The 23,681-nt window shown below is 67.6% G+C and carries 16 protein-coding genes, 1 tRNA gene and 1 pseudogene; 6 read left to right on the forward strand and 12 right to left on the reverse strand.

Annotated elements, in window-relative coordinates; genetic code table 11:
* Nucleotides 1–84 precede the first annotated feature (84 nt).
* The 3 genes from QF050_RS17760 to QF050_RS17770 form a co-directional block, all read right to left on the reverse strand.
* Nucleotides 85–1,065: a ribose-phosphate diphosphokinase gene (locus QF050_RS17760; RefSeq protein WP_308931599.1), complete on the reverse strand. Its 981-nt coding sequence runs from the start codon at nt 1,063–1,065 to the stop codon at nt 85–87.
* 2 nt (nt 1,066–1,067) lie between these two features.
* The gene (gene glmU / locus QF050_RS17765) at nt 1,068–2,546 is read right to left on the reverse strand and encodes a bifunctional UDP-N-acetylglucosamine diphosphorylase/glucosamine-1-phosphate N-acetyltransferase GlmU (protein WP_308931600.1); all 1,479 of its coding nucleotides are present in this window, start codon (nt 2,544–2,546) and stop codon (nt 1,068–1,070) included.
* A 103-nt stretch (nt 2,547–2,649) separates the two neighbouring features.
* Nucleotides 2,650–2,721 (reverse strand) — tRNA-Gln (locus QF050_RS17770).
* Nucleotides 2,722–2,878: 157 nt separating this feature from the next.
* On the opposite strand from QF050_RS17770, the gene QF050_RS17775 reads away from it, so the two are divergent.
* Nucleotides 2,879–3,505, forward strand: a complete 627-nt coding sequence (locus tag QF050_RS17775; RefSeq protein ID WP_308931601.1) for a TetR/AcrR family transcriptional regulator — start codon at nt 2,879–2,881, stop codon at nt 3,503–3,505.
* A 163-nt stretch (nt 3,506–3,668) separates the two neighbouring features.
* Here the strand turns inward: QF050_RS17775 and QF050_RS17780 are convergent, their stop codons facing one another.
* The 5 genes from QF050_RS17780 to QF050_RS17800 all read right to left on the reverse strand — a co-directional run bounded on the left by QF050_RS17780 (nt 3,669) and on the right by QF050_RS17800 (nt 9,824).
* Nucleotides 3,669–5,498 carry an ABC-F family ATP-binding cassette domain-containing protein gene (locus tag QF050_RS17780; protein ID WP_308931602.1) on the reverse strand — a complete coding sequence of 610 codons (1,830 nt, stop codon included), beginning with the start codon at nt 5,496–5,498 and terminating at the stop codon, nt 3,669–3,671.
* A gap of 33 nt (nt 5,499–5,531) precedes the next feature.
* The gene (locus QF050_RS17785) at nt 5,532–6,494 is read right to left on the reverse strand and encodes a 4-(cytidine 5'-diphospho)-2-C-methyl-D-erythritol kinase (RefSeq protein WP_308931603.1); all 963 of its coding nucleotides are present in this window, start codon (nt 6,492–6,494) and stop codon (nt 5,532–5,534) included.
* A complete protein-coding gene (rsmA, locus tag QF050_RS17790; RefSeq protein ID WP_308931604.1) occupies nt 6,491–7,363 on the reverse strand; it encodes a 16S rRNA (adenine(1518)-N(6)/adenine(1519)-N(6))-dimethyltransferase RsmA in 873 nt (290 codons plus the stop codon). Before rsmA ends, QF050_RS17785 begins: the two co-directional genes overlap by 4 nt.
* A gap of 111 nt (nt 7,364–7,474) precedes the next feature.
* Nucleotides 7,475–8,641, reverse strand: a complete 1,167-nt coding sequence (locus tag QF050_RS17795; protein ID WP_308931605.1) for a ubiquitin-like domain-containing protein — start codon at nt 8,639–8,641, stop codon at nt 7,475–7,477.
* A gap of 280 nt (nt 8,642–8,921) precedes the next feature.
* Nucleotides 8,922–9,824: a TatD family hydrolase gene (locus QF050_RS17800; protein WP_308931606.1), complete on the reverse strand. Its 903-nt coding sequence runs from the start codon at nt 9,822–9,824 to the stop codon at nt 8,922–8,924.
* A gap of 164 nt (nt 9,825–9,988) precedes the next feature.
* Here QF050_RS17800 and QF050_RS17805 point away from each other — a divergent pair, with 164 nt between their 5' ends.
* The 3 genes from QF050_RS17805 to QF050_RS17815 are packed head-to-tail and all read left to right on the forward strand — an operon-like array spanning nt 9,989 to nt 15,102.
* On the forward strand, nt 9,989–11,089 hold the full coding sequence (locus tag QF050_RS17805) for a MoxR family ATPase (protein WP_308931607.1): 1,101 nt from the start codon (nt 9,989–9,991) through the stop codon (nt 11,087–11,089).
* Nucleotides 11,090–11,098: 9 nt separating this feature from the next.
* The gene (locus QF050_RS17810) at nt 11,099–12,562 is read left to right on the forward strand and encodes a DUF58 domain-containing protein (RefSeq protein ID WP_308931608.1); all 1,464 of its coding nucleotides are present in this window, start codon (nt 11,099–11,101) and stop codon (nt 12,560–12,562) included.
* The gene (locus QF050_RS17815) at nt 12,559–15,102 is read left to right on the forward strand and encodes a DUF3488 and transglutaminase-like domain-containing protein (protein ID WP_308931609.1); all 2,544 of its coding nucleotides are present in this window, start codon (nt 12,559–12,561) and stop codon (nt 15,100–15,102) included. The genes QF050_RS17810 and QF050_RS17815 overlap by 4 nt, the downstream gene beginning before the upstream one ends.
* Before the next feature lie 61 nt (nt 15,103–15,163).
* On the opposite strand, the gene QF050_RS17820 is transcribed toward QF050_RS17815, so the two are convergent.
* Nucleotides 15,164–16,663, reverse strand: a complete 1,500-nt coding sequence (locus QF050_RS17820; RefSeq protein WP_308931610.1) for an NAD-dependent succinate-semialdehyde dehydrogenase — start codon at nt 16,661–16,663, stop codon at nt 15,164–15,166.
* Nucleotides 16,664–16,847: 184 nt separating this feature from the next.
* Nucleotides 16,848–17,723 (reverse strand): 16S rRNA (cytidine(1402)-2'-O)-methyltransferase, encoded by an 876-nt coding sequence (gene rsmI, locus QF050_RS17825; RefSeq protein ID WP_308931611.1) that lies wholly within the window; start codon nt 17,721–17,723, stop codon nt 16,848–16,850.
* A gap of 45 nt (nt 17,724–17,768) precedes the next feature.
* Between rsmI and QF050_RS17830 the strand changes: the two genes are divergently transcribed.
* Entirely contained in the window at nt 17,769–19,493 is a 1,725-nt protein-coding gene (locus QF050_RS17830) for a phospholipid carrier-dependent glycosyltransferase (protein WP_308931612.1), read from the forward strand.
* 67 nt (nt 19,494–19,560) lie between these two features.
* Nucleotides 19,561–21,390 (forward strand): AMP-dependent synthetase/ligase, encoded by a 1,830-nt coding sequence (locus QF050_RS17835; RefSeq protein ID WP_308931613.1) that lies wholly within the window; start codon nt 19,561–19,563, stop codon nt 21,388–21,390.
* Here the strand turns inward: QF050_RS17835 and QF050_RS17840 are convergent.
* Together QF050_RS17840 and QF050_RS17845 are read right to left on the reverse strand one after the other, a co-directional pair.
* The gene (locus tag QF050_RS17840) at nt 21,381–22,514 is read right to left on the reverse strand and encodes a TIGR01906 family membrane protein (RefSeq protein WP_308931614.1); all 1,134 of its coding nucleotides are present in this window, start codon (nt 22,512–22,514) and stop codon (nt 21,381–21,383) included. The two genes, QF050_RS17835 and QF050_RS17840, sit on opposite strands and share 10 nt — an antisense overlap.
* Nucleotides 22,515–22,638: 124 nt before the next feature.
* Nucleotides 22,639–23,632: pseudogene (locus QF050_RS17845) on the reverse strand (stage II sporulation protein M).
* Nucleotides 23,633–23,681 lie beyond the last annotated feature (49 nt).

Below are 23,681 nucleotides of genomic sequence, written 5' to 3' on the forward strand. Positions count from 1 at the left end.
AGCCTACCAGCGCGGGGCCTGATTCCTGAAAACGGCGGTTGAGCTTGCCCAAGCCTGGGTTTCGGCAAGCTCAACCGCCAGGGACTACGCCTTGCCGTCGAAGAGGCTGGTGACCGAACCGTCGTCGAACACTTCACGGACGGCGCGGGCGATCAGCGGCGCGATGGACAGCACGGTCAGCTGCGGGAACCGCTGGGAAGCGGTGAGCGGCAGGGTGTTCGTAACCACTACTTCGCGCGCACCGGACTCGGACAGGCGGCGGGCGGCGGGCTCCGAGAAGACGGCGTGAGTGGCCGCAATGATGACATCCTTGGCGCCGGCGTTCTTCAGCACGTTGACGGCGCCGGAGATCGTTCCGCCGGTGTCGATCATGTCGTCGATCAGGACGCAGGTACGTCCCTCGATCTGGCCCACGACCGTCTTGGAGACAGCCTGGTTGGGGACGGTGAGGTCCCGGCTCTTGTGCACGAAAGCGAGGGGCGCCCCGCCCAGGCGTTCGGCCCACTGTTCTGCCACCCGGACGCGGCCGGTATCCGGGGAGACAACGGTGATGTTGTCGGCCGCGACGCGGGTGCGGATGTAGTCGGCGAGCAGCGGGATTGCCATCAGGTGGTCCACGGGTCCGTCGAAGAAGCCCTGGATCTGGGAGGTGTGCAGGTCCACGCTCATGATGCGGTCCGCGCCGGCAGTCTTGTAGAGGTCTGCCACCAGGCGGGCGGAGATGGGTTCGCGGCCGCGGCCCTTCTTGTCCTGCCGGGCGTAGGGGTAGAACGGTGAGACAACCGTGATCCGCTTGGCCGAGGCCCGCTTCAGCGAATCGATCATGATCAACTGTTCCATCAGGTGGTTGTTCAGCGGTGCAGGGTGGGCCTGGATCACGAAGGCGTCGGTGCCACGGACGCTTTCACCCGCGCGGACGTAGATTTCGCCGTTCGCAAAGTCATAGGCATCAACCGGAAGAAGGTCGGTGCCGAGTTCCTTGGCGATTTCCCGCGCCAGCTCCGGATGGGCCCGCCCGGAGGCGAGCACCAGCTTTTTTTCGCCGCGCGCCGTAATTTCGCTCATTGTTACTTGCCCTCTTCTGTAGATGCCGGGGTACTGGAGGAGTTCTTGGTGGCCGCCTGGGCCAGTTCGGCGGAGCGGGTTCCCGGACGGTTCGCGGGGACCCAACCCTCGGCGTTGCGCTGGGCGGCGACGCTCAAAGCGAGGGCGCCGGCCGGTACGTCCTTGCGGATCACCGCGCCGGCGCCGCTGTAGGCGCCGTCCCCCACGGTGACCGGGGCAACAAAGACGGTGTTGGAGCCAGTACGCACGCCCGAGCCGATGACCGTGCGGTGCTTCTTCTCGCCGTCGTAGTTTGCCGTGATGTTTCCACAGCCGATGTTGGTGTCTTCGCCGATTTCGGCGTCGCCCGCGTAGCCCAGGTGGGACAGCTTTGACCCCCGGCCGATGGTGACGTTCTTGGTTTCGTAGAAGGCGCCGATCTTGCCCTGTTCGCCCAGGACGGTGCCCGGCCGCAGGTAGGTGAAGGGGCCGACGGCGGCGTGTGCGCCGATGACCGATCCGGAACCATGGGTGCGGATCACCGTTGCGCCCTCGCCGACCGTGACATCGGTCAGGGTGGTATCCGGTCCGACGACGGCGTCCCTCGCCACGGCGGTAGCGCCGTGCAGCTGGGTGTTGGGCAGGAGCCGTACGTCCTCGTCGAGCGTGACGGACGCGTCGATCCACGTTGTGGCCGGGTCCACTACCGTCACGCCTGCGCGCATCCAGGCTTCGACGGTGCGGCGGTTCAGTTCGGCGCCCAGGGCGGCGAGCTGGACGCGGTCGTTCGCGCCTTCCACCTGCCAGCGGTCGGCGGTGACGACGGCGGCAACCCGGCCACCGGCAGCGCGTGCCAGGGACAGGACGTCGGTGAGGTATTTCTCGCCTTGGGCGTTGTCTGTGGTGACCTTGCCCAGGGCCTCGCGGAGAACTTCCGCGTCGAAGGCGTAGATCCCGGAGTTGACCTCACGGATCAGCCGCTCGGCCTCGGAAGAATCCTTGTGCTCGCGGATGCCCGTGACGGAGCCATCCTCGCCCCGAAGGATGCGGCCGTAGCCGGTGGCGTCGTCCAGGACGGCAGTGAGGACGGTGACCGCGTTGCCGTCACGCTCGTGGGCGGCCACGAGCTCGTCCAGGAGTTCCCCGGACAGCAGCGGCACGTCGCCGTAGGTGACCACAACTGTGCCGGTCAGGCCCTGTTCCGCGTGAAGCGCCTCAAGGGCGGCTTCCACGGCGCGGCCGGTGCCCGGCACGTCGTCCTGGTCCACAATGACGGCGTCGGGATCCAGCGCCGATACATGCCCGGCCACCAAGTCACGTTCGTGGCGCACCACGATGGCAAGCCGCTGCGGGTTGATGCTGCGGGCGGCACGGAGGGCGTGGCCCACCATGGAAAGGCCGCCAATCTCGTGGAGGATCTTGGGTGTACGCGATTTCATCCGGGTGCCGGCGCCTGCTGCCAGAACGATGACTGCGGCCGGGCCGGCATTCTCAGGGATCACGTACGGGCTCTCCTTGCTACGTTGTGCTGGCGCTTTGCGGTGTCCGGCGGGCCTGTCCGCCCGGCACCGGGTGCCATCCTACTGAACGCTCCTCGCACAGCAGTTCCGCCCATAGGACTCGAACCTATACTCCACGGCTCCAAAGGCCGGGGTGCTGCCATTACACCAGAGCGGACCGTGCCGGAGGACTCAAGGCCCGGGCACAAGTCCCTATTTTGCCATGGGTTCAGGGCACCGCGCGACACCGGCCGATTCTGCCCAGCCGGCCGGGCGGAATCGGCCCCGCGGCCGCTGGGGAATCGGCCCCGCGGACGGTGGGGCATGATGGGAACGTGAGCAACAACCCGCCGCGGATGCGGATGACCGGCCTGCAGCGGCGAAGCCAGCTGATCGACGTCGGCCGCGGCCTTTTCGCCGCCCGTGGGCTCGACGGGACCACGATTGAGGAGATCGCTGCCAGCGCGGGAGTGTCCAAGCCGGTCATCTACGAGCACTTCGGGTCCAAGGAGGGGTTGTACACGCAGGTGGTGGAGTGCGAGTTCCACATCCTGCTGGACGCCATTAATAACGCCCTCACCGAGGAAGCCAAACCCCGTGTCCTCGTCGAACGCGCCGCCCTGGCCCTGCTCACCTACATTGAGGAACGCACCGAGGGCTTCCGGATCCTCATGCGGGACGCTCCCCCGTCCCAGCCCGAGGGCGCCTTCTCTACCCTGCTCTCCCACGTCACCGCACGGGTGGAACACATCCTCTCCGACGAATTCTCGCGCCGCGGCTTCAGCGGTGAGGACGGCGCCATGTACGCGCAGATGCTCGTCGGCATGGTAGCCATGACCGGCCAATGGTGGCAGGACAGCCGCCAGCCGGACAAACAGACGGTGGCCGCGCACCTGGTCAACCTCGCCTGGAACGGCCTGACTGGCCTCAAGAAGGACCCGGAGCTGCAGTCTGAATCCTGAGCGCCTGGCCGTGGTTCCGGCCGCGGCACAGGAGCCCTTCGCCGTCGCTTAGACACAACGCATAGGGGCACCTGCGGTCGCTGGGCGACCTCCGGCGCCCGATTCGCCGCGATGCGCGACTACACGAAGGCCTCCTGCACCGCTCGTGCCCGCGTCGCCTTTGTCAGTCGCCGAGGAGTTCTGAGGACTCCAGCCACTCCAGTTCCAGGGTGTCCTTCTCGTCGGCCAGGTCCTTGAGTTGCCGGTTTTGTTCGGCGAGTGCGTCGAAATCGGACTTCTCCGTGCTTTTGACCATGTCGTCGTGGAGTTTTTTCTCCTGCTGGTCAAGCTTCTTGAGCTGCCGTTCGATCCTGTTGAGGGCCTTGCGGGCGTCCCGCTTCTCGGCCTCGGACGGCCCGGATGTTCCGTCTGTGGCGGGCGCCTGGCCGGCACTTGTCACGGGGTTTCCGCCGCCGGTGACGGTCGAACCGGCCAGGGCTGCTTCGCGCAACTCAAGGTACTGGTCCACGCCGCCGGGCAGGCCGCGGAGCTTGCCGTCGCCCAGCAGGGCCATCTGGTGGTCGGTGACGCGTTCGAGGAGGTAGCGGTCGTGACTGACCACCACCAGGGTGCCGGGCCAGCCGTCCAGGACGTCCTCCACGGCGGCGAGGGTGTCGGTATCAAGGTCGTTGGTTGGCTCGTCGAGCATCAGGACGTTGGGCTCCCCCACCAGCAGCCTCAGCAGCTGCAGCCGGCGCCGCTCACCGCCGGACAGGTCCTTCACCGGTGTCCACTGCTTCTGGTTGGTGAAACCAAGCTGCTCCACCAACTGGCCTGCGGTGAATTCTTTGCCGCCCACGTTGAAAGACCGTTTCTCCCGCTCAATGACCTCGATGACGCGCAGGTCCGCTACGGCGTCGAGCTCCTTGACCTCCTGCGTGAGAACCGCCGTGACCACGGTCTTTCCCCGCTTGAGCTTCCCGGCGTCGGGCGTGATCTCGCCGTTGAGCAGCTTCAGCAGGGTGGTCTTGCCGGCACCGTTGACGCCCACCAGCCCCAGCCGCTCGCCCGGAGCCAGGCGGAGGGTGATGTTGTCGAAGAGCTTCCGGCCGGCGTCGTCGCCCCGGAAGTTCAGGGAGATGTTTTCCAGGTCCAGCACGTCCTTGCCCTGGCGGGCGGTGGCCATTTTGTTCAGCGCCATCGAGTCGCGCGGTGCGGGGACATCGGCAATGAGGGCGTTGGCGGCCTCGATCCGGAACTTGGGTTTGGCCGTCCGGGCCGGTGCGCCGCGGCGAAGCCACGCCAACTCCTTCTTGACCAGCTGCTGGCGCTTGCCTTCCACCACGGACGCCATCCGGTCCCGTTCCGCGCGGGCCAGGACGTACGCGGCGTAACCGCCCTCGAAGGGGTCCACGATGCCGTCATGCACTTCCCAGGTTTTGGTGCAGACCTCGTCCAGGAACCAGCGGTCGTGGGTGACCACCAGGAAGGCGCCCTGGTTGGCCCGCCAGCGCGTCTTCAGGTGTCGGGCAAGCCAGGCAACGCCTTCGACGTCGAGGTGGTTGGTGGGTTCGTCGAGCATGATGACGTCGTGGTCCTCGATCAGCAGCTTGGCCAGGGCCACCCGCCGCTTCTGTCCGCCGGAAAGGGCGTGCACGTTGGCATGCCAGTCGACGTCGGACACCAGGCCGCCCATGATTTCGCGTATTTGCGGGTTGCGCGCCCATTCGTAATCCGCCTGGTCCCCCACGATCGCGGCACCTACCGTCAGGTCGCCGTCGAGCACGTCGCTTTGGTCCAGATACCCCACGTTGACGTCGCCGCGCTTGGTCACACGGCCGGAATCAGGCGTGGAGCGCAGGGCCAGCAGCCGCATCAGCGTGGACTTGCCGTCGCCGTTCCGGCCCACCATCCCGATCCGGTCGCCCTCCTCAAGGCCCAGGGTGAGGCCGTCCAGGACGGTACGGGTCGCGTAGGAGACTGTGAGGTTCTCGCCGCCAAGAAGGTGTGCCAAAAGGAACTGCTTTCTGCTGCCGAACTAAGGGGTCTAGTGGTGTGTATCAGAGATGATGCGCGCCCCGGGGACGGGGCCGTGCACGTGGAGGGCCGCCAGGCCCTGGTGCCGAAGATCCTCGGCGAGTGCCTCGGCCGCCACGGGGTCGTCGGCGAGCAGGGCCACGGTGGGGCCGGAACCGGACACGATTCCGGCGATCGCGCCATGGGATTCACCGATGCCCAGCGTATCGCGCAGTGCCGGGGATAGGGAGATGGAGGCGCGCTGCAGGTCGTTGACCAGGACGCGGCTCAGGGATTCGGCGTCACCGCTGCGCATGGCCGCCAGGATGTGCGGGTCGACGCCGGTGGGCTCGTCCGCGGTGAGGCCTTCGGCGTCCCGCAGCCTGTCAAGGGTGCGGTACACCTCCGGGGTGGACAGGCCGTAGTCGGCCACCACCAGCACCCAGTGGGTCTGGGCCTTGGCCAGGGCAGGGGAAAGTTTGTCGCCCAAACCCAGGCCCACCGCGGTGCCGCCGAGCAGCGAGAAGGGAACGTCCGCGCCCAGTTCCGCGGCAAGATGGGCCAATTCTTCCCGGGACAGCCCGCTGTTCCAAAGGGCGTCGCAGGCCAGGAGCGTGGCGGCGGCGTCGGCTGAGCCCCCACCCATGCCGCCGGCCACGGGGACGCGCTTGGTGATCTCCAGGTGCACGCCGGTGGCGTGCTCGGAAACATCAGCCATGATCGCCGCTGCTTTGTAGGCCAGGTTGTTGCTGTCCAGGGGGATGTCGACGGCGTCGAGGTCCAGGGTGCTTTCGGGGCTCAGGCTAAGCGTGATCCCGGGAGTCGCGGTGCTGGTGGCCGCAACTTCCTCATAGAGGGATACCGCGAGGTAGACACTGGCGACCGAGTGGTAGCCGTCCGGCCGGAGCTGGCCTACCGCCAGGGATACATTGACCTTGCCGGGTGCTTTGACCCGGACGGTCCTGGCCGCGAAGCGGCCTGCCGGGGCGTTCACGGCCGTGATTCCCTGGCTTCGGCGATCCTGGCGAAGGCCTGGATATCGATGACCTCGCCGCGGGCAGTGGGGTCCACGCCCGCTGCAACCAGGCAGCGTTCCGCTTCCGGAGCACCGCCTGCCCAGCCGGCGAGCGCGGCCCGAAGCGTCTTGCGCCGCTGCGCGAAGGCTGCGTCCACCACTGCAAACACTTGTTCGCGGGTGGCAGTGGTGGCCGGCGGCTCGCGGCGGGTAAAGGCCACCAGGCCGGAATGGATTTTGGGGGCCGGCCAAAAAACGTTCATGCCGATCACGCCGGCTTTGCGCATCTGGCTGTACCAGGCGGCCTTGACCGACGGTACCCCGTAGGTCTTGGACCCCGGGCCTGCGGCAAGGCGGTCCGCCACCTCGTCCTGCACCATCACGAGTCCGTGCCGCAGGCTTGGGAAATGCTGCAGCAGGTGCAGCACCACCGGAACCGCCACGTTGTAGGGCAGGTTGGCCACCAGGGCGGTAGGTTCCACCGGCAACCCGGTGACCTTCATGGCGTCGGCGTGGACCAGGTGGAACGCCCCGGCGGCGGCGGGGCGCCATTCCTTGACTGTTTCCGGAAGCTTCGCTGCAAGGACCGGATCGATTTCGACGGCGACCACGGCCGCCGCAGCGTCGAGCAGCCCCAGGGTCAGGGAGCCAAGCCCTGGCCCGACCTCAAGGACGGTCTCCTCCGGCCCCACTCCGGCGGCGGTAACGATCCGCCGGATGGTATTGCCGTCGATCACGAAGTTCTGGCCGAGGGTTTTCGTGGGCCTGATCCCGATTTCCTCTGCCAGCCGTCGGATGTCGGAGGCGCCGAACAACGGTGCGGGCACGGCGGGGATCGGTTCAGTCACCTAGGTATCCTATCCCGCTCGGCAGGTCCACCCGGTCGGCTTAACGGCAGTGGCCGGGCGCCCGGATATCCGGGCCCGGCCACGCTGTGTGCTTCGTGCTTGTCAGCCGAATCAGCTGCTGGCTGCCCAGCCGCAGCCCCACGGTGACAGCCCGCGCTGGGCGTACACGCGGTTGGCGATATCGATCTGCTGGGCCTTGGTGGCCAGGCTGGCGTTCGGGGCATACGCCCCGCCGCCGGCTCCGATCCACGTGCGGATGTCGAACTGGAGGCCGCCGTAGTAGCCGTTGCCGCTGTTGATGCTCCAGTTTCCGGTGGATTCACACTGGGCAATCTTGTCCCACATGGCTTCGTTCATCATGGCCGGCGCGGCCGCACCGGTGTTGGCACCTGCTGCCGCGGGTGCGGCTTCGAGGGCGGGCTTGGCCTTGGTGCCAACGGTGACCTTTTCGGTAACCGGCTGCACGGCGACGTTCTCGGACACGAGGGTGCGCGATGCTTCCCTGCCGTCAACGAGCACCAGCTTGAAGGTGCGCTCAATCTTTCCGGCGGCCCCGGCCTGGGTCACCTGCTTGTCACCCTTGAGCATGTCGGCGCTTTCAGCGGTAACGGTCTGGAACGGCACGTCTTCGCTGGTAACAGCGGTCTGGCTGGTGTCCACCCGGGAGACCTTGATGACCATGTTGTTCACCACGTCGGCGTTGGCCGGCTGGGAGGACCGGTCATTGGCGCCGAGGGTAACGCCGGCATCCTCGAGGACCTTGCCTACGGTTGCAGCCGTGGTGGTGGCGGTGTTCACCTTGCCATCGGCCACGATGCTGATGGTCTTGGGTGTGGAGATGGAGACGTAGGAACCGGCCAGTGCCAGCGTGGCATCCTTGGGCACCGAGACGGCCGATGCGCTGGCGACGCCGAGCTCGGTCACGAGGTCTTCCACATCCCGGGCCGTGGTGTTGACCGTCTTTTCGGCCCCGTCAAGGCTGACCTTGACCTCTTTGGCCTGATTGACGTTGATGACGGTGCCGTTTTGCACGGAAGCGTCCAGCGAAGGCGATACGCGGTCGCTGGGCTTCAGGTCCAGGTTGGCGCTCTTGACCACCTGCGCCACTGTTCCACCAAAGGACTGCACGGACGAGGTCTTGCCGTCCACGTTGAGCGTGATTGTTTTGTTATTGCCCACGAAAGCCACGAGGCCTGCGACGAGACCGCAGAGCACCAGCAGTTGGGCGCCAACCTTGATATAGCTGAACTTGCCGTCCGATGTGAAGAACTTGATCACGATTGCCCGTAACTCTAGGTCCGTCCGGGCACGGGGAATCGCGCAATAAAATGCCCGGAGCAACCTCAAAAAGACCGTCCGGGCATCGATGCACCGCCACACTCCACACAGCGGCATGGCCGGGAACTGACGTGCCCGGAGCGGCTTCAAATGGAGCGAAATTACCCGTTGGCCTTCCCCGACCCCGGCTAATAGTTGTCCACTGTAACCGTAGCGTTATAAAGCGACCAACATTTTTGCATACCAGGTATGGTCGTCGATCACGGAACGGGCAAGGTTTTCAGGCCCAGGATCCGTAAGCCCGCACGGTATTTTCGCTGATGGCGTTACACAGGCCGGCGAGGTCGGAGCCTGTCAATTCTGCCATGGCCCGGACCGTATACGGGACCATGTAGCTGGCATTTGGCCGCCCCCGGTGCGGATGCGGGGTCAGGAACGGGGCATCCGTTTCCACCATGATGAGCCCGCGGTCAGCAACGGCGAGCGCGGCGCGAAGATTCGCGGCGTTCTTGAAGGTCAGGGTCCCGGCGAAGGACATCCACCACCCCTGTTCGTTGCAGGTCCTCGCAAGGTCCTCGTCGCCGGAGAAGCAGTGGAACACCACCCTGTCCGGTGCGCCTTCCTCCCGCAGCACCCGCACCACGTCGTCGTGCGCGTCCCGGTCATGGATCTGGAGGGTGAGGTTCAAACGCTTGGCGATGTCGATGTGCCGCCGGAACGAATACTCCTGGTGGCGCAGCCCTTCACCTTCCGTACGGTAGAAGTCCAGCCCCGTCTCGCCGATCGCCCGGACCCGGGGATGCGCCGCGAGGCTCTCGATCTCTGCGAGGGCCGCCTCCAGTTCGCCCCTGGCGGCGTAGTGCGGAGCATCGTTGGGGTGCAGGGCAACGGCTCCCAGGAGCCGCTGGTCCTGCTGCACGGCTTCCACCGTGAACCGTGACGACTCCAGGTCGCAGCCCACCTGGACCGCCCCCTGGACCCCTACCGCTGCTGCCGCGTCCAGCGCGGCCTTGATTCCCACCGGCGCCGTTCCATCAGGGAAGTCCAGGTGGGTGTGGTTGTCCATGACCGGTACGGGCAGGGGTTCGGGAGCGGGCGGATATTGCTTGCGGGCCGGAGCTTCCGGATCCGCAGGCCCTGAGTCGGGCGCCCGGTAGGCGGCGGGAGTCAGCGGATTGCACATCCAACCAGCCTAGCCGCCCAAAGCGGTGGCATATTTGCCGGAACTCTCTGTCAGGCACGGCAGTTGTGTTAGTAGTCTGGAACGAACACACGCGCACGCCCCACCGACGGGCGAAGGCAGGCTTGCTGTCCCGTCCAGGCGAAACCCGGGCTGAAAGGTTGCCGATGGAACCCCACCGACGCACTGCCAACGATGGGAGCGCACCGAACCTCAACCTGGCCGGCGTCACGGATGCCGTCAGCAGGCTGAACGGGCACCGGCCCGCGGCCATGGACGCGGAGGCGTTCCACGCCGCGGCCCAACGCATCCTCACCACAGTCAACACGGTGATCGACGGCAAGTCGGATGCCGCCAAGCTGGCGCTGACTGTCCTGCTCGCGCAAGGCCACCTGCTGGTGGAGGATGTTCCCGGCGTCGGAAAAACCCTCCTGGCCAAGACGCTCGCCCGGACCATCGACTGCACCGTCAACCGCATTCAGTTCACCCCGGACCTGCTGCCCTCGGACGTGACCGGTGTGTCCATTTACAACCAGGCCTCACGGCTCTTTGAATTCCGGCCCGGCGCCGTCTTCGCGAACATCGTCATTGGTGACGAGATCAACCGCGCCTCCGCCAAGACGCAGTCCGCCCTGCTGGAGTGCATGGAGGAGCACCAGGTGACGGTGGACGGCAACACCTACAAGCTTGACGAACCGTTCATGGTAGTGGCCACCCAGAACCCCATCGAGATGGAGGGCACGTATCCCCTGCCGGAGGCACAGCGGGACCGCTTCATGGCCCGGATCTCCATGGGCTATCCGGACAAGGACGCCGAGATCGAAATGCTTGAGACCCACCAGGCGGTATCACCGCTGGCCACTGTCACCCCGGTGGTGACGGCGTCTGAAGTGGCGGCGATGACTACCACCGTCCAGCAGGTCTACGTTTCGGCGGCCGTGAAGGAATACACCGTCTCGCTGGGCCGCGCCACCAGGGAAAGCCCCCTGCTCCGGCTGGGTGCGAGCCCCCGTTCCATGCTGCAGCTGCTGCGTGCGGCCAAGGCCACGGCTGCGCTGGACGGACGCGATTTCGTCCTGCCGGACGACGTCGCAGGCGTCGCCGAGGCCGTGCTGGCGCATCGGATTATCGTCGACCGGAAGGCCGCCGGCGCGGGGGAAAACCCGCACAGCGTCCTGCAAAAAATCCTCTCCCGGCTGCCCGTTCCGCAAGCGCCCCCGGGGCAGGCGTCGCGCCCGGCGGCGGCTGCCGGCGGCAGGAACCGCTAGGGGCGGACCATGGCGCTCCTGGACAAGCTTCCCCGGCACCTGTTCACCAGGCGCGGCTGGGGCATGCTCGCCGCGGGGGCGTTCGCCCTGGCCGCTGCGCAGGTCATGGGGCGCCGGGACCTGTTGACCCTGGCACTGCTGCTGCTGGTGCTGCCGCTGGTGTCCCTGGCCGGGATCCGGCTGGTGAAACCGAAGTTCCGGGTGTACCGGGAATTCAATCCCTCGACCGTGGAAACGTCCGCCCCGGCCATCGTCCATCTTGCGGTGGGCAGGACGGGCCCGGGGACGGGCCACGTAACCATGGAGGAGCGGCTGCCCCCGCAATTTGGCCAGGCTCCGGCATTCCGGTTTCCTTCCCGTTCCGCTGCGGGCGGCACCAGCCGCTACGAGTACCACCTGACGTCGGGCTACCGCGGCCTGTTCCGGATCGGGCCGGTCACGGCGGAGTTCACCGACCCGTTCGGTCTATCGCTGCACCGCCAGGCCATCGACGACGGCGATGTCCTCACCGTGACGCCGGCCGCCGTCGCGCTGCCTGCCACGGTGCTGGACGGAGCGCGCGGCAACGACGGCGTCACTACCACCCGCATCCGCGCCAATCCGAGCGATGACGACGTCATGACCCGCGAATACCGGCACGGCGACCCTATGCGCCGGGTCCACTGGGCCGCCACGGCGAGGCACGGGGCCCTGATGGTCCGCCAGGAGGAATCAGTCACCACGCCGGAAGCCACCATCATCCTGGACCATCGCTCGGGTGCGTTTGGCGGCGCGACCGGGACGACGATGCCCGGGCTTCCCGGTCGAAACGGCCATGGGCTGGCCACCAGCGACACCTTTGAGTGGTCGGTCGTCGCCGCCATGTCCGTCAGCGCCCACCTGGCGGAACGCAATTACAGCCTCCGCATCCTCGATGCCGGCGGTAATCCGGCCTTCCTGCATTCGCCCTCTTCCCCGGAACCTGCGGCTGAAGAGTTCAGTGGCACCTACGGCCTGCAGTCCATTGCCGAAAGCCTGGCCGCGATCCATCTGTCCGGGCCATCCCACCTGCGGCGGGACGGTGGGGTCCCGGACTTCCCGGGCAGGAACAGGAGGCACCGGGCTGTCAGCGGAACCAAGGCTCCGGGCGCGGACCAGGAACCGCCGGCCTTTGACGACCACCTGATGGACAAGCTGAGCGCGCACCGGATGCGCGGACCGTTGATCGCCGTGCTGGGAAGGATCAGTGCCGAGGAGGCGACGGCGTTGGCACCCGCGGCCGCGTACGGCACCAACGCCTTCGCCCTCCTTGCCGTGGACAAGCCGGCTGACTTCCACGGCGTGCTGGACGTACTGCGGCAGCGCGGCTGGCGTGCTGCCGCCGTGACGCCGCATGCCCGGCTCACGGCAGCATGGGGGCAGTTCGACGAGGACCCGGCCCTGCCCGTGGCACCCGCGTCCGAGGTCCGCCGCGGAGCAGGAGTGGCCAAATGACTATGGCACCGGCCCGGCCTGCGGACAGCGGACATGAAGCCCACAACAATCCGGCACCGCCTGCGGGCCGTGCGAGGGCCGGTGCTTATCCATGGGCGATGGCGGTGGCGATTTCGGTGGCTGTCTGCGGGGCGGCCCTGTCGCTGAACGGCGTCCTCCGGGGCTGGAACTGGTTCTGGCCCGCCCTGACCACCGTACTGGCGGTCAGTTTGACCCTGGCAGCCATGCGTTCTGTCCGCGCCGGGCCCCTCCTGGTCGCGGCAGGCGGATTTATCTCCCTGGCTGCCGTCCTCACGCTGACGTTCTTCCGCAGTTCAAGTTTCCTCTGGGTTTTTCCAACCGGCGCCACCTTTCCCGACCTGGACCGGCTGATGCGGCGGGCCGGCGAGACCGTCCTGTCGGAGACGGCGCCGGTGGCTCCGAACGCTGGAATCGTGATGGTGGTCTGCGCCGTGCTTGGCCTGGCCGTCATCCTGGTGGATGCCCTCGCAGTGCCCCTCGGCATGCCGGCCGCCTCCGGGACGGGCCTGCTGGCGTTGCTGGTGGTTCCGGCCATGATCAAGCCCCAGAGCGTGGGCGCATGGAGCTTCGCTGCCACCGCAGCCGGCTACCTGTTGATCCTGGCCTGCAGCCAGGGGTTTGCCCCGGACGGACGGATACAGCCCGGCGCGCCCCGCAGCCCCGGCCTGGCCAGGCGCGCAGCGCTGACCGGGGCCGTGGCCCTGGTGGCCACCTTGCTGCTGCCACTTGCCATTCCCGGCTTCGACCAGGGCACCTTCCCGCAAGGGTCAAGGCTCAATCCGTGGGGCGGCACCGCCGGCCTGAACCCGATGATCACGCTGGGAAGCAGCCTCCGTGCACCGGACGGGAGCGGGAGGATCACCTACGCCACGAATTCGGCCACCCCCCTCTACCTGCGTTCGGTCACCGTCGACAACTTCGACGGCGACTCCTGGGGCCCGGATGACCGCACCGCGTCCCGGGTCCCGCTGGACGGCCGGATCGACCCCGGTTACGCAGTCCTCGCGGACGAGCAGGTGCGCGTGGTCACCGCCGTCGACACCGGATCCTTCACGAGTCCCTACCTGCCGGTCCCCTATGCGCCGGAAACCATCCGGGGCCTCGGCGGCGAGTGGACGTGGGACCCTGCCACCCTGAGCATCAAAGGTACCGACACCACCACCCGGCGCCAGGAATACGTCGTGACGTCGACGGAGCCAAAGCTCTCGGCCGCCCTCCTTGCCCAGGCTTCCGGGCCCGTCCGCGGTATCCCTGACGACTTCAGCCGGATTCCGGGCAATGTCCCGGACATCGTCAAAACCACCGCCAAGACAGTAGCCGGTGCCGCAGGGACACCGTACCAAAAGGCCATGGCCATCCAGAGGTACCTGCGATCCTCCGAGTTCACGTACTCCCTGCAGTCCCCGGTACAGGGCGGCTATGACGGAAACGGCCTCTCTGTCCTGGCGGACTTCCTGCAGCAAAAGAGCGGATACTGCATCCACTACGCCTCCGCCATGGCCGTAATGGCGCGGCTGGAAGGAATTCCCAGCAGGATCGCCGTGGGCTATGCCCCCGGCAGGTTGACCGGGGCGACCATAACGGTGGCCGGGCAAGGTGCGCTCCCGGAATACGAGGCTGACGCCCGCGACGCCCACGCCTGGCCCGAGCTGTACTTCCAGGGCCTGGGCTGGGTTCCGTTCGAACCTACGCCGTCGCGGGGCGTGGTCCCGGACTACGCCGTCGACGGACCGGCGCCCGCCGTCCCGGATACCCTGGGCAACAATGACGGCCTCGTCCCGGATGCCGCCCCGGCGCCCTCCGCCTCCGCCAGCGCCACCGCCCTCCCGGTTCCCGGAGGCACCGGCAGCGGCGAGGGCGATGCCGCCCGCGTGATGCCGTGGCTCCTCAGTGCAGCCGCGGTGCTGGGCGTGCTGCTCCTGGCGGCCGCACCGCACCTGGCCCGTTCCGCCACCAGGACGCGGCGGCTGAACCCAAGATCGCCGGATCAGGCCGTCCCGCTGGCGTGGAATGAACTGACGGACCTTGGCACCGATTACGGCCTGCCGGCCGGACCCAGCGAGTCTCCCCGGGCGTATTCGGCCCGGTTCCGGGAAACCCTGCTGGGCGAACCCGACGGCATGGACCGTGAGGCACACCAGGCCGTGGCATTGCTCACCTCCGCCTTCGAGCACCACAGGTACGGCCGCCCGGACGACGGCTCCCCGCCGACCCGCGGCCGGGCGCACCCGGCCGCCCAGGACATCAAGGCCGGAGTCGCCGCCCTGGCGGACTCCCTCCGGCAGAACGCCACCCTGCCCCGCCGCCTGCGGGCGGCCTGGCTTCCTCCGTCGGTCATCCGCAGGTTGGGTCTGCTCGTTGACGTGCCGTTCCGGGCGGCCGGCACGGGCATCCGGAAAGCCTTCCACGTGGCCGCCCATGCCCGAAACAGCCGTTCCACCGCACAGGACGGAGCACCGGTTGCGGGACGTCCGGGGGCAGCGGCGGACGACGGCGTTCGCGGGACGGGCGGGCGGTAAACCAAAAAGTGCCGGCCGGGAAAAGTCCCGGCCGGCACGTGTGGAAATGGAACCGCCGGAGCTATCCCGCGTAGGGGTCGGCGATGCCGATGTACTGGGTGTAGAGGTATTCCTCGATGCCTTCGAGGCCGCCTTCGCGGCCCAGTCCGGACTGCTTGACTCCGCCGAACGGTGCAGCGGCGTTGGAGATGACGCCGGCGTTCAGGCCGAGCATGCCGGTCTCGAGCCGCTCACCCATACGGATGCCTCGGTTGAGGTCCTTGGTGAAGACGTAGGCCACCAGCCCGTATTCGGTGTTGTTGGCCAGCCTCACCGCTTCGTCCTCGCTGCTGAAGGTGATGATCGGGGCAACGGGGCCGAAGATTTCCTCGGAGAGGATCCGGGTGCCCTCAGTGACGCCGGAGAGGATGGTGGGCTGGTAGAAGTAGCCCGGCCCTTCCACCGGTGCGCCGCCCAGGACGGCTTTGGCACCGGAGGCGACGGCATCGGAGACCAGCTCGTGGACCTTGTCCCGGCTCTTGGCATCGATCAGCGGGCCCACCTTGGACTCGGGTTCGGTACCGCGGGCGGTAGTCATGTCCTTCATTTTCGCAGCGAACTTCTCCGCGAATTCGGTTGCCACGGACTCGTGCACGATGAACCGGTTGGCGGCGGTGCAGGCCTCACCCATGTTCCGCAGCTTCGCCAGCATGGCACCGGTCACGGCCGCATCCAGGTCGGCGTCCTCGAAGACCACGAACGGGGCGTTCCCGCCCAGTTCCATGGAGGTCCGCAGCACGGTCTCGGATGCGTCCGAGAGCAGGCGCCGGCCCACTTCGGTGGAGCCGGTGAAGGAGAGCTTGCGCAGCCGGGAGTCCTTGATCAGCGGCCCGGTGGTGGCCCCGGCCGTCGAGGTCGGGATGACGTTCAGGACACCGGCGGGCAGGCCGGCTTCCTGCATCACGGCGGCGAACAGCTGGGACGTCAGCGGCGTCAGGTTGGCGGACTTCAGCACCATGGTGCAGCCGGCGGCCACGGCCGGGGCGATCTTGCGGGTGGCCATGGCCAGCGGGAAGTTCCACGGCGTGATCAGCAGGCACGGGCCCACCGGCTTCTTGGTCACCAGCAGCCGGGACTTGCCGTCCGGGGAGACCGAGTACCGGCCGAAGGCCCGGACGGCTTCCTCGGAGAACCAGCGCAGGAACTCAGCGCCGTACGTTACTTCGCCGCGGGCCTCGGCCAGCGGCTTGCCCATTTCCAGGGTCATCAGCAGTGCGAAGTCCTCGGCCCGTTCGGTCACGAGGTCGAAGGCCCGGCGGAGGATTTCGCCGCGTTCACGGGGCGGCACCTTCGCCCAGGATTCCTGGGCCGCAGCGGCCGCGTCCAGGGCTGCAGCACCATCCTCGGGGCCGGCGTCGGCGATGCTCAGCAGCACCTTCCCGGTAGCGGGGTCCTCGACGTCGAACGTCTTGCCCGAAGCGGCGTCGCGCCACTCACCGTTGATGAGCAGCCCGGTGGGAACGGAGGCCAAAAGCCGGGTTTCGCGCTCGGCGGTAACGGCCGGCTGTGCAGTGACAGTCACGATGACTCCCTCGTCAGTAGGGTTTCTGGCAGCCCTGCGCCGCGGCCGGAGTGACCGGGATCATTGGGCTGATTAACAGCCAGACTACTGCGGGCCCCTCCCCCGGTCTACGCCGTTGCGCACTGCCAAATCGGCCCGGTACTGTGCACCTGCACAGATGCAGAAGCGCTCCGGGGAGCGGTCGTCAGCGGGCGGCGAGGACTGCCGAGTAGAGCTCGCGCTTGCTGACCCGGACGTCCTCGGCAACCGCGGCCACGGCCTCCTTCAGCCGGATGCCCTGGGCCACCAGCTCGTTGACGGCAGCGACGTGGTCCTCCGGCTTCCCGGCCGCCTGTTCCGGAGCCCCGCCCAGGACCACCGCGATCTCGCCGCGGACCTCGTTACCTTCCGCCCACTGGAGGAGTTCGCCGATGGTTCCGCGGATCACTTCCTCGTACGTTTTGGTCAGTTCACGGCACACCGCGATGGGCCGGTCCGGACCGAACCGCTCCCGCAGCGCCCGGAGCATGGCTTCCAGCCGGTGCGGGGCCTCGAAGAACACCATGGTGCGGCGCTCCGCGGAGAGGTCAGCCAGTCGCGACGCCCGTTCGCCTGCCTTGCGGGGAAGGAACCCTTCAAAGCAGAACCTGTCTGTGGGCAGGCCGGACAGCGCCAGGGCAGTGAGCACCGCGGAGGGACCCGGAACCGCAGTGACGGGAAGTCCGGCCGCGATGGCGCCCTCCACCAGCCGGAAGCCGGGGTCTGAGACCGCCGGCATGCCCGCGTCGGTCACCATGACCAGCGTGCTGCCCGCCCGCACCTGGTCAAGGAGCTCGGCCGTCCTGGTTGCCTCATTGTGCTCGTGGTAGCTGATAACCCGGCCGGACACTTCCACCCCCAGGCTCTGGACCAGGCGGTGCAGGCGGCGGGTGTCCTCTGCCGCCACGATGTCGGCGGTGCCCAGCAGTTCCACGAGGCGCGCGGAGGCATCACCGGTATTCCCGATCGGGGTGGCGGCAAGGACAATCCGTCCCGTCGTCGACGGGCCTGGATCAGGAAGGGTGCTGGGGTTCGGGTCCACCCACCCAGCCTACTGCTGCCGGGTCTTCCAGCCGCAAAAGGTAGCATGGGGCTCGTGACGCAGACCTCGACGCGGCCGGCCGGCGCCGGTGAACCCACCCGGCCGCCGTCCCCGGCCGGAGCTGCGGCAACAGCCGTGGAGGGCAAGGAGCAGGCCCATCGATGGATCAGCCGGCCGGACGAGGCGTTTACCGTCCCGGCCCTGACGGCACGGCTTCTGGGCGCGCACTCGTCCTGGCGGGACTACCCGGCGTCGCTGCGCCTGTGGTTCGTCCTGGTCCCTGTCCTGACGGCGCTCATCGGCGGTGTCCTCCGGTTCGTCCACCTCGAGGTGCCGCACAAGCTGGTGTTCGACGAGACGTACTACGTCAAGGATGCGTACTCCTACCTGATCAGCGGTTACGAGCGGAGCTGGCCGGACAAGGCCAACGACTCGTTCAACACCGGCAACCCCGATGTCTTGTTGAACACCCCGGAGTACGTCGTCCATCCGCCGGTGGGCAAATGGATGATCGCGGCAGGCATGTGGCTCTTCGGGCCGGACAATCCGTTCGGCTGGCGCTTCGCAGCGGCGCTGACGGGGACCCTCACGGTGCTGCTGGTGTCGCTGATCGCCTTGAAACTGTTCCGTTCCCTTCCGTTGGCGGGCGCCGCGGGGCTGCTCCTCGCCGTCGACGGCCACCACCTGGTGATGTCCCGCACATCGCTCCTGGACATCTTCCTGACGTTCTGGATCCTCGCCGCGTTCGGCGCCCTGCTCATGGACCGGGACGACGGGCGCCGTCGGCTGGCAGCGCGGCTGGCGCGGACTGCCGCCGCGAACGGCGGACAACCGCCGGGCGGGGCCCTGCTGGCCGGGCCCTGGCTTGGGGTCCGTTGGTGGCGGGTCGCCGCCGGGATCTGCCTGGGCCTGGCAGTGGGCACCAAGTGGTCAGGCCTCTTCTTCCTCGCCGGGTTCGGTATCCTCACGGTGCTCTGGGACCTCAACGCGCGCCGGGTAGCGGGCATCCGGGGCTGGATCAGCGGCGGTGTCATCCGTGACGGCATCCCCGCCTTCGGCGCGTTGGTACCCGTGGCAGGCATCGTTTACTCGGCCACGTGGACTGGCTGGTTCCTCTCGGACAACGCCTACTTCCGCCACTGGGCCGAGAGCAATCCCTCCACCGAGTGGGGTTGGCTCCCCGATTCCGTCCGGTCCCTCATCCACTACCACCTGGAAGCCTACAAGTTCCACCAGGGCCTGAGCTCCGAGCACCCGTACCAGGCAAGCCCCTGGAGCTGGCTGGTGATGGGACGGCCGACGTCGTTCTTCTATGAGTCCCCTCCGCAGGGCACCCCCGGCTGCGACGTGGAAAAGTGCACCTCCGCCATCTTGTCCGTTGGAAACCCCCTGATCTGGTGGGCGGCCGCCATCTCCCTGGTGGTCCTGCTGTTCTGGTGGGCGGGCCGCCGGGACTGGCGCGCGGGCGCGGTGCTGGCGGGCGTGGCGGCGGGATACCTGCCGTGGTTCATGTACCCCGAGCGCACCATGTTCTACTTCTACGCGGTGTCCTTTGAGCCCTTCCTGATCCTTGCCCTGGTGTATTGCCTGGGCCTGGTCCTGGGCCGCGCCACCGACCCGCCCTGGCGGCTCCGCTCCGGCCTGTACCTGGTGGCGCTGTACCTTGCCGCCGTCGTCCTGCTTTCGGCGTTCTTCTACCCGATCTGGACCGCCGAAGTCATCCCCTATGTCGACTGGAAAGTCCGGATGTGGATGCCGTCCTGGATCTAGGGCAGGATGGCAACAGAGACCTGTTGGAGACGCCGCCGCGGCGTAGCAGCGGAAACGGAGACCTGCTGTGAGAGAAGCGAGCACGGAACTGCTGGTTGAGCTTGATGCCAACAGCAACGTGACTGACCTGCTGCTGGAGCAGCACGCCGCCAACCCGGCCCACGCCCTGTACCGGCGCAAGGGCCCAAACGGCTGGGTGGACGTTTCCGCGCAGAAGTTCCTCCAGGACGTCAGCGCCCTGGCCAAAGGGCTCATCGCCGGCGGCCTCGAACCCGGCGACACGGTGGCCGTGATGGCCCGTACCTCCTATGAGTGGACACTGGTGGACTTTGCCATCTGGTTCGCCGGCGGCGTCACCGTGCCGATCTACGAAACGTCATCCGCCAGCCAGGTGGAGTGGATCATCCAGGACGCTGGGGTCCGCCGGGTGTTCGCCGGTGACCACGCCACGGTGCAGCTCGTGGCCGGCGTCCTGGCCGGCTCTGCCGCGCTCAGGGACCGCCTGGTCAACGTGGTGCGGATGGATTACGACGGCGAGGCCCCGGACCTTGCCAGCCTCGCCGCTGCCGGCGCAGGGGTCAGCGACGCCGAGCTGGAACGGCAGCGCAGCCGCGCCCGCCTGGACGACCTGGCGTCCCTGGTGTACACGTCGGGCACCACGGGCAAGCCCAAGGGATGCGAGATCACGCACGGGAACTTCGCACTGGTAGCCAAGAACATCGTTGCGTTCCTGCCGGAAATCCTGCAAAAGGACCAGGCACGCACGCTGATGTTCCTTCCGTTGGCCCATGTGCTGGCACGGGCCGTGCAGGTGGTGTGCCTTACCGCCGGGGCAACCCTGGGGCACACTCCCGGCGCTGCGCAGTTGCTGGAGGATCTTGGCTCGTTCCGGCCGACGTTCCTGTTGGTGGTGCCGCGGATCTTCGAGAAAGTCCGGGCAACGGCGGCGCACAAGGCCGCGGTGGCGGGCAAGGGCCGGCTGTTCGAGGCTGCCTCGGCGGCAGCCATCGAGTTCTCACGGGCGCAGGACCGGCAGAACCGCGGAGAGGGTCCCGGCCCCGGGCTGCTCAACCGCGTGCGGCACGCCGTGTTCGACCGGTTGGTCTATCCCCGGCTGCGGCAGGCGCTCGGTGGCGAGGTGGGATACACCGTATCGGGAGCCAGTCCACTTGCCTCCGAGGACGCGCACTTCTTCAGGGGCGTGGGCATTCCCGTCCTGGAAGGTTATGGGCTCACCGAAACCACGGCACCGTGCACAGCCAACACCCCGTCCCGCACGAAGGTGGGGACGGTGGGGATCCCCGTCCCGGGCACCACCATCCGTGTGGCCGAGGACGGCGAGATCCTGGTCAAGGGAATCGGCGTGTTCCGGGGTTACCACGCCAACCCGGCCGCGAATGCCGAGGCGTTCGTGGACGGCTTCTTGAGGACCGGAGACCTTGGCGTGCTGGACAAGGACGGCTTCCTCACCGTCACCGGCCGGAAGAAGGACCTGCTGGTCACCGCGGGCGGCAAGAACGTGGCGCCGGGGCCGCTGGAAGAGAAGATCCGAGCCCATCAGCTGGTGGGCCATGCGGTGGTGGTGGGTGACGGGAAGCCGTTCGTGTCCGCTTTACTCACCCTGGACCCGGAAGGCGTGGCCAACTGGCGGGCCGAGCGTGGCCTGCCCCCGCTCGCCCTCAGCGAAGCCACTCGCGATCCCCAGGTCCTGGCCGCCGTGCAGGAAGCGGTGGACCTGGCCAACCAGTTGGTGTCCAAGGCCGAGTCGGTGCGGACTTTTGCGCTGCTCAATACCGAATTCAGCGTGGAATCCGGGCACCTGACGCCGTCGTTGAAACTGAAGCGTGCCGCCGTGGTCAAGGAGTACCAGGCGGAGATCGCCAGGATCTACGGCTGATCCACCGTTGCCGGTTCCGCGGCGGCGCTTGTTTCTTCCCGGACAATACCGCGACGGCGGCGGGTCGGCCAGGTCAGCACCAGCGTAATGATGGACGCCAGGAGCACCATGCCGCCGATTCCGATGCCGGCATCAATCCAGAATTGGCTCGGGAACAACCGGATCAGGGTGTCGTCCAGGCTGAAGGTCCAGGACCCGTCGGCAAAGAAGATCCGGTGGAATTCGGTGAAGAACTGCTGCCAGCCCAGGGCCGCCAGCGTGCCCAGGCCCAGGATGAGCACCAGGGTGATGATCGAACCGGCGAAGAGGGCGCGCCGGATCCCACCGGTGCTGCGCTTGCGGAGGTACAAGATGGCGATCAGGGCGAGGATGAGCAGCGCTGTGCCGGCGCCGAAGGTGGAGAGGATGACCACCTTGACGTCCGCCATGTGGCTGACTTCGCCGTCCTTGAAGAGCTTTTCGCCGCCGCGCTGCACCAGGTCTCCCAGGTACCGCGGGCCGGCCCAATTACTCAGGTAGTCCACGGCATAGGAACCGTAGGTCATCCTGTCGTCGGTGCTGAAGCCGTATCCGTCGCCGGGGAAGCCGGGACGGTTGTACTCCACCCACAGGAAGAGCGGGCTGGTCACGGCCCGGACGGCCAGGATGAGGAGGATCACGGGAGAGATGATGGCCAGCAGGACCTGCATGACGCGGGGCGCCACGGGCTTGGCGTTGGCGGCGCTTTCACGCTGGGCGTTGCGGCGCTCCACCTCTTCCTCGGGCGGGCGGACATGCAGTGCGGAGGTGGGCAGTGGCTCCTTGAAGACCTGCGAGCCGGCGCTTCCGCGGGTCTCATCCGCGGAGGTGCCGGCAGCTTCCGGCGTGGACCCGGCGGCCGGGGTCCCGGCCCCTGACGATCCGGCGCTTGAGGAGCCGACGGCGGTTTCCGCCGCCCTGCGGCCGGCCCTGCTGTCAGGCTGCGGTGCTTTGGTTTCTTCCACGGCTTCTTCCCGGCCGGAGTTCTTGCCGCCGGCGGGCGCCAGCCAGGAAAACGCGGGCTCGTCGGAATCCCCGGAGCTGTCCAGGAGTGGTTCCGCCTGCGGCGCATCGCTTTTGGCGCGGGCCGGTGTTTCGTCGTTCACAGCAGCGTCACTTCCGTCGGGTTCCGCACCGGTCCCAGTCTGCCGGCGCGATTCATTCTGCCTTCGAGCCTACCTTCCGGAACTTCTGCTGGGCGAGGAACCACCCCGGCTGGATTACAACGATTCAGGCAGCGATTTCCGTGTACCCGGCGTCTTCGCTGCGGAGGTCCCCGCGTTCCCCGGCCATGAAGGCCCGCCGGCCCCACACCAGTACGTAGACCCAGTAAGCCGAAAGAACCGCCGCACCGATGCCAATCCTGGCCCAGGCCGGCAGCGGGCTGGGCGTGACGAAGCCTTCCACCAGGCCCGAGACGAACAGCACCAGGACCAGTCCCAGGGCCACCGTGACCAGCGACCTGCCCTCTTCCGCGACGGCGCGGCTCCTGGTCCGCGGGCCCGGTGAGACCATCGCCCAGAAGATCCGCAGACCAGCGGCCGCAGCCACGAACACAGCGGTGAGCTCCATCAGGCCGTGCGGCAGGATGTAGCTGAAGAAGACGTCGGATTTACCGGCCGACGCGAAGATCCCGGCCGCGATGCCCACCCCCTGGGCGTTGTTGAACAGGATCATCGGCACCCAAGCACCGGTAATACCAAGTGCCACAGCCTGCGCGCAGATCCAGGCGTTGTTGGTCCACACCGCACCGGCGAAGGACGCTGCCGGATTTTCCGAGTAGTAGTTGATGAAATCCTGGTCGACGTACTGCGCAGCGGCAGTCTCAGACGCCACGGCACGCAGCGCGTCCGGTGATGTCCCGATCCACGCCGCGTAGGCGGCAGCGACAAGGACGAATACTGCCCCGCAGGCCAGCGTGATCCACCTCAGGCGGTACAGCGCCGCCGGCAGGGCCGCCACGAAGAACCTTGCGAGGTCGGCCGTGGCATTGGACCTTGCACCGGTGAAGCGGGGTCCTGGCCAGGGCGAGCGTGGCGGAGAGGGAGGCGGACAATGCGCTCTCGGGCGCGATGGAGCGGACCAGCGACAAATGCCCTGACGCGGACTGGTACAGGGCCAGCAGTTCATCGGCCTCGGCGCCGGAGAGCCTGCGTTTGGCAGCGAGCTCCTTCAGCCGCGACCACTTGTCCGCATTGACGGCGGAGAAGGCGTCCATATCCACGGCTACAGCCTAGCGCCCGGCATTAGACTTTGACCGTCCGCACCATGCG

Origin of the sequence: Arthrobacter sp. SLBN-112, assembly GCF_030944625.1 — a bacterium.
Lineage (GTDB): Bacteria > Actinomycetota > Actinomycetes > Actinomycetales > Micrococcaceae > Arthrobacter.

Coding starts and splice junctions, on each gene's coding strand:
- QF050_RS17760 (WP_308931599.1), bottom strand. CDS start 1,065: ATGAGCGAAATTACGGCGCGCGGCGAAAAAAAGCTGGTGCTCGCCTCC.
- QF050_RS17800 (WP_308931606.1), bottom strand. CDS start 9,824: ATGTGCAATCCGCTGACTCCCGCCGCCTACCGGGCGCCCGACTCAGGG.
- QF050_RS17805 (WP_308931607.1), top strand. CDS start 9,989: ATGGAACCCCACCGACGCACTGCCAACGATGGGAGCGCACCGAACCTC.
- QF050_RS17810 (WP_308931608.1), top strand. CDS start 11,099: ATGGCGCTCCTGGACAAGCTTCCCCGGCACCTGTTCACCAGGCGCGGC.
- QF050_RS17815 (WP_308931609.1), top strand. CDS start 12,559: ATGACTATGGCACCGGCCCGGCCTGCGGACAGCGGACATGAAGCCCAC.
- QF050_RS17830 (WP_308931612.1), top strand. CDS start 17,769: ATGGGGCTCGTGACGCAGACCTCGACGCGGCCGGCCGGCGCCGGTGAA.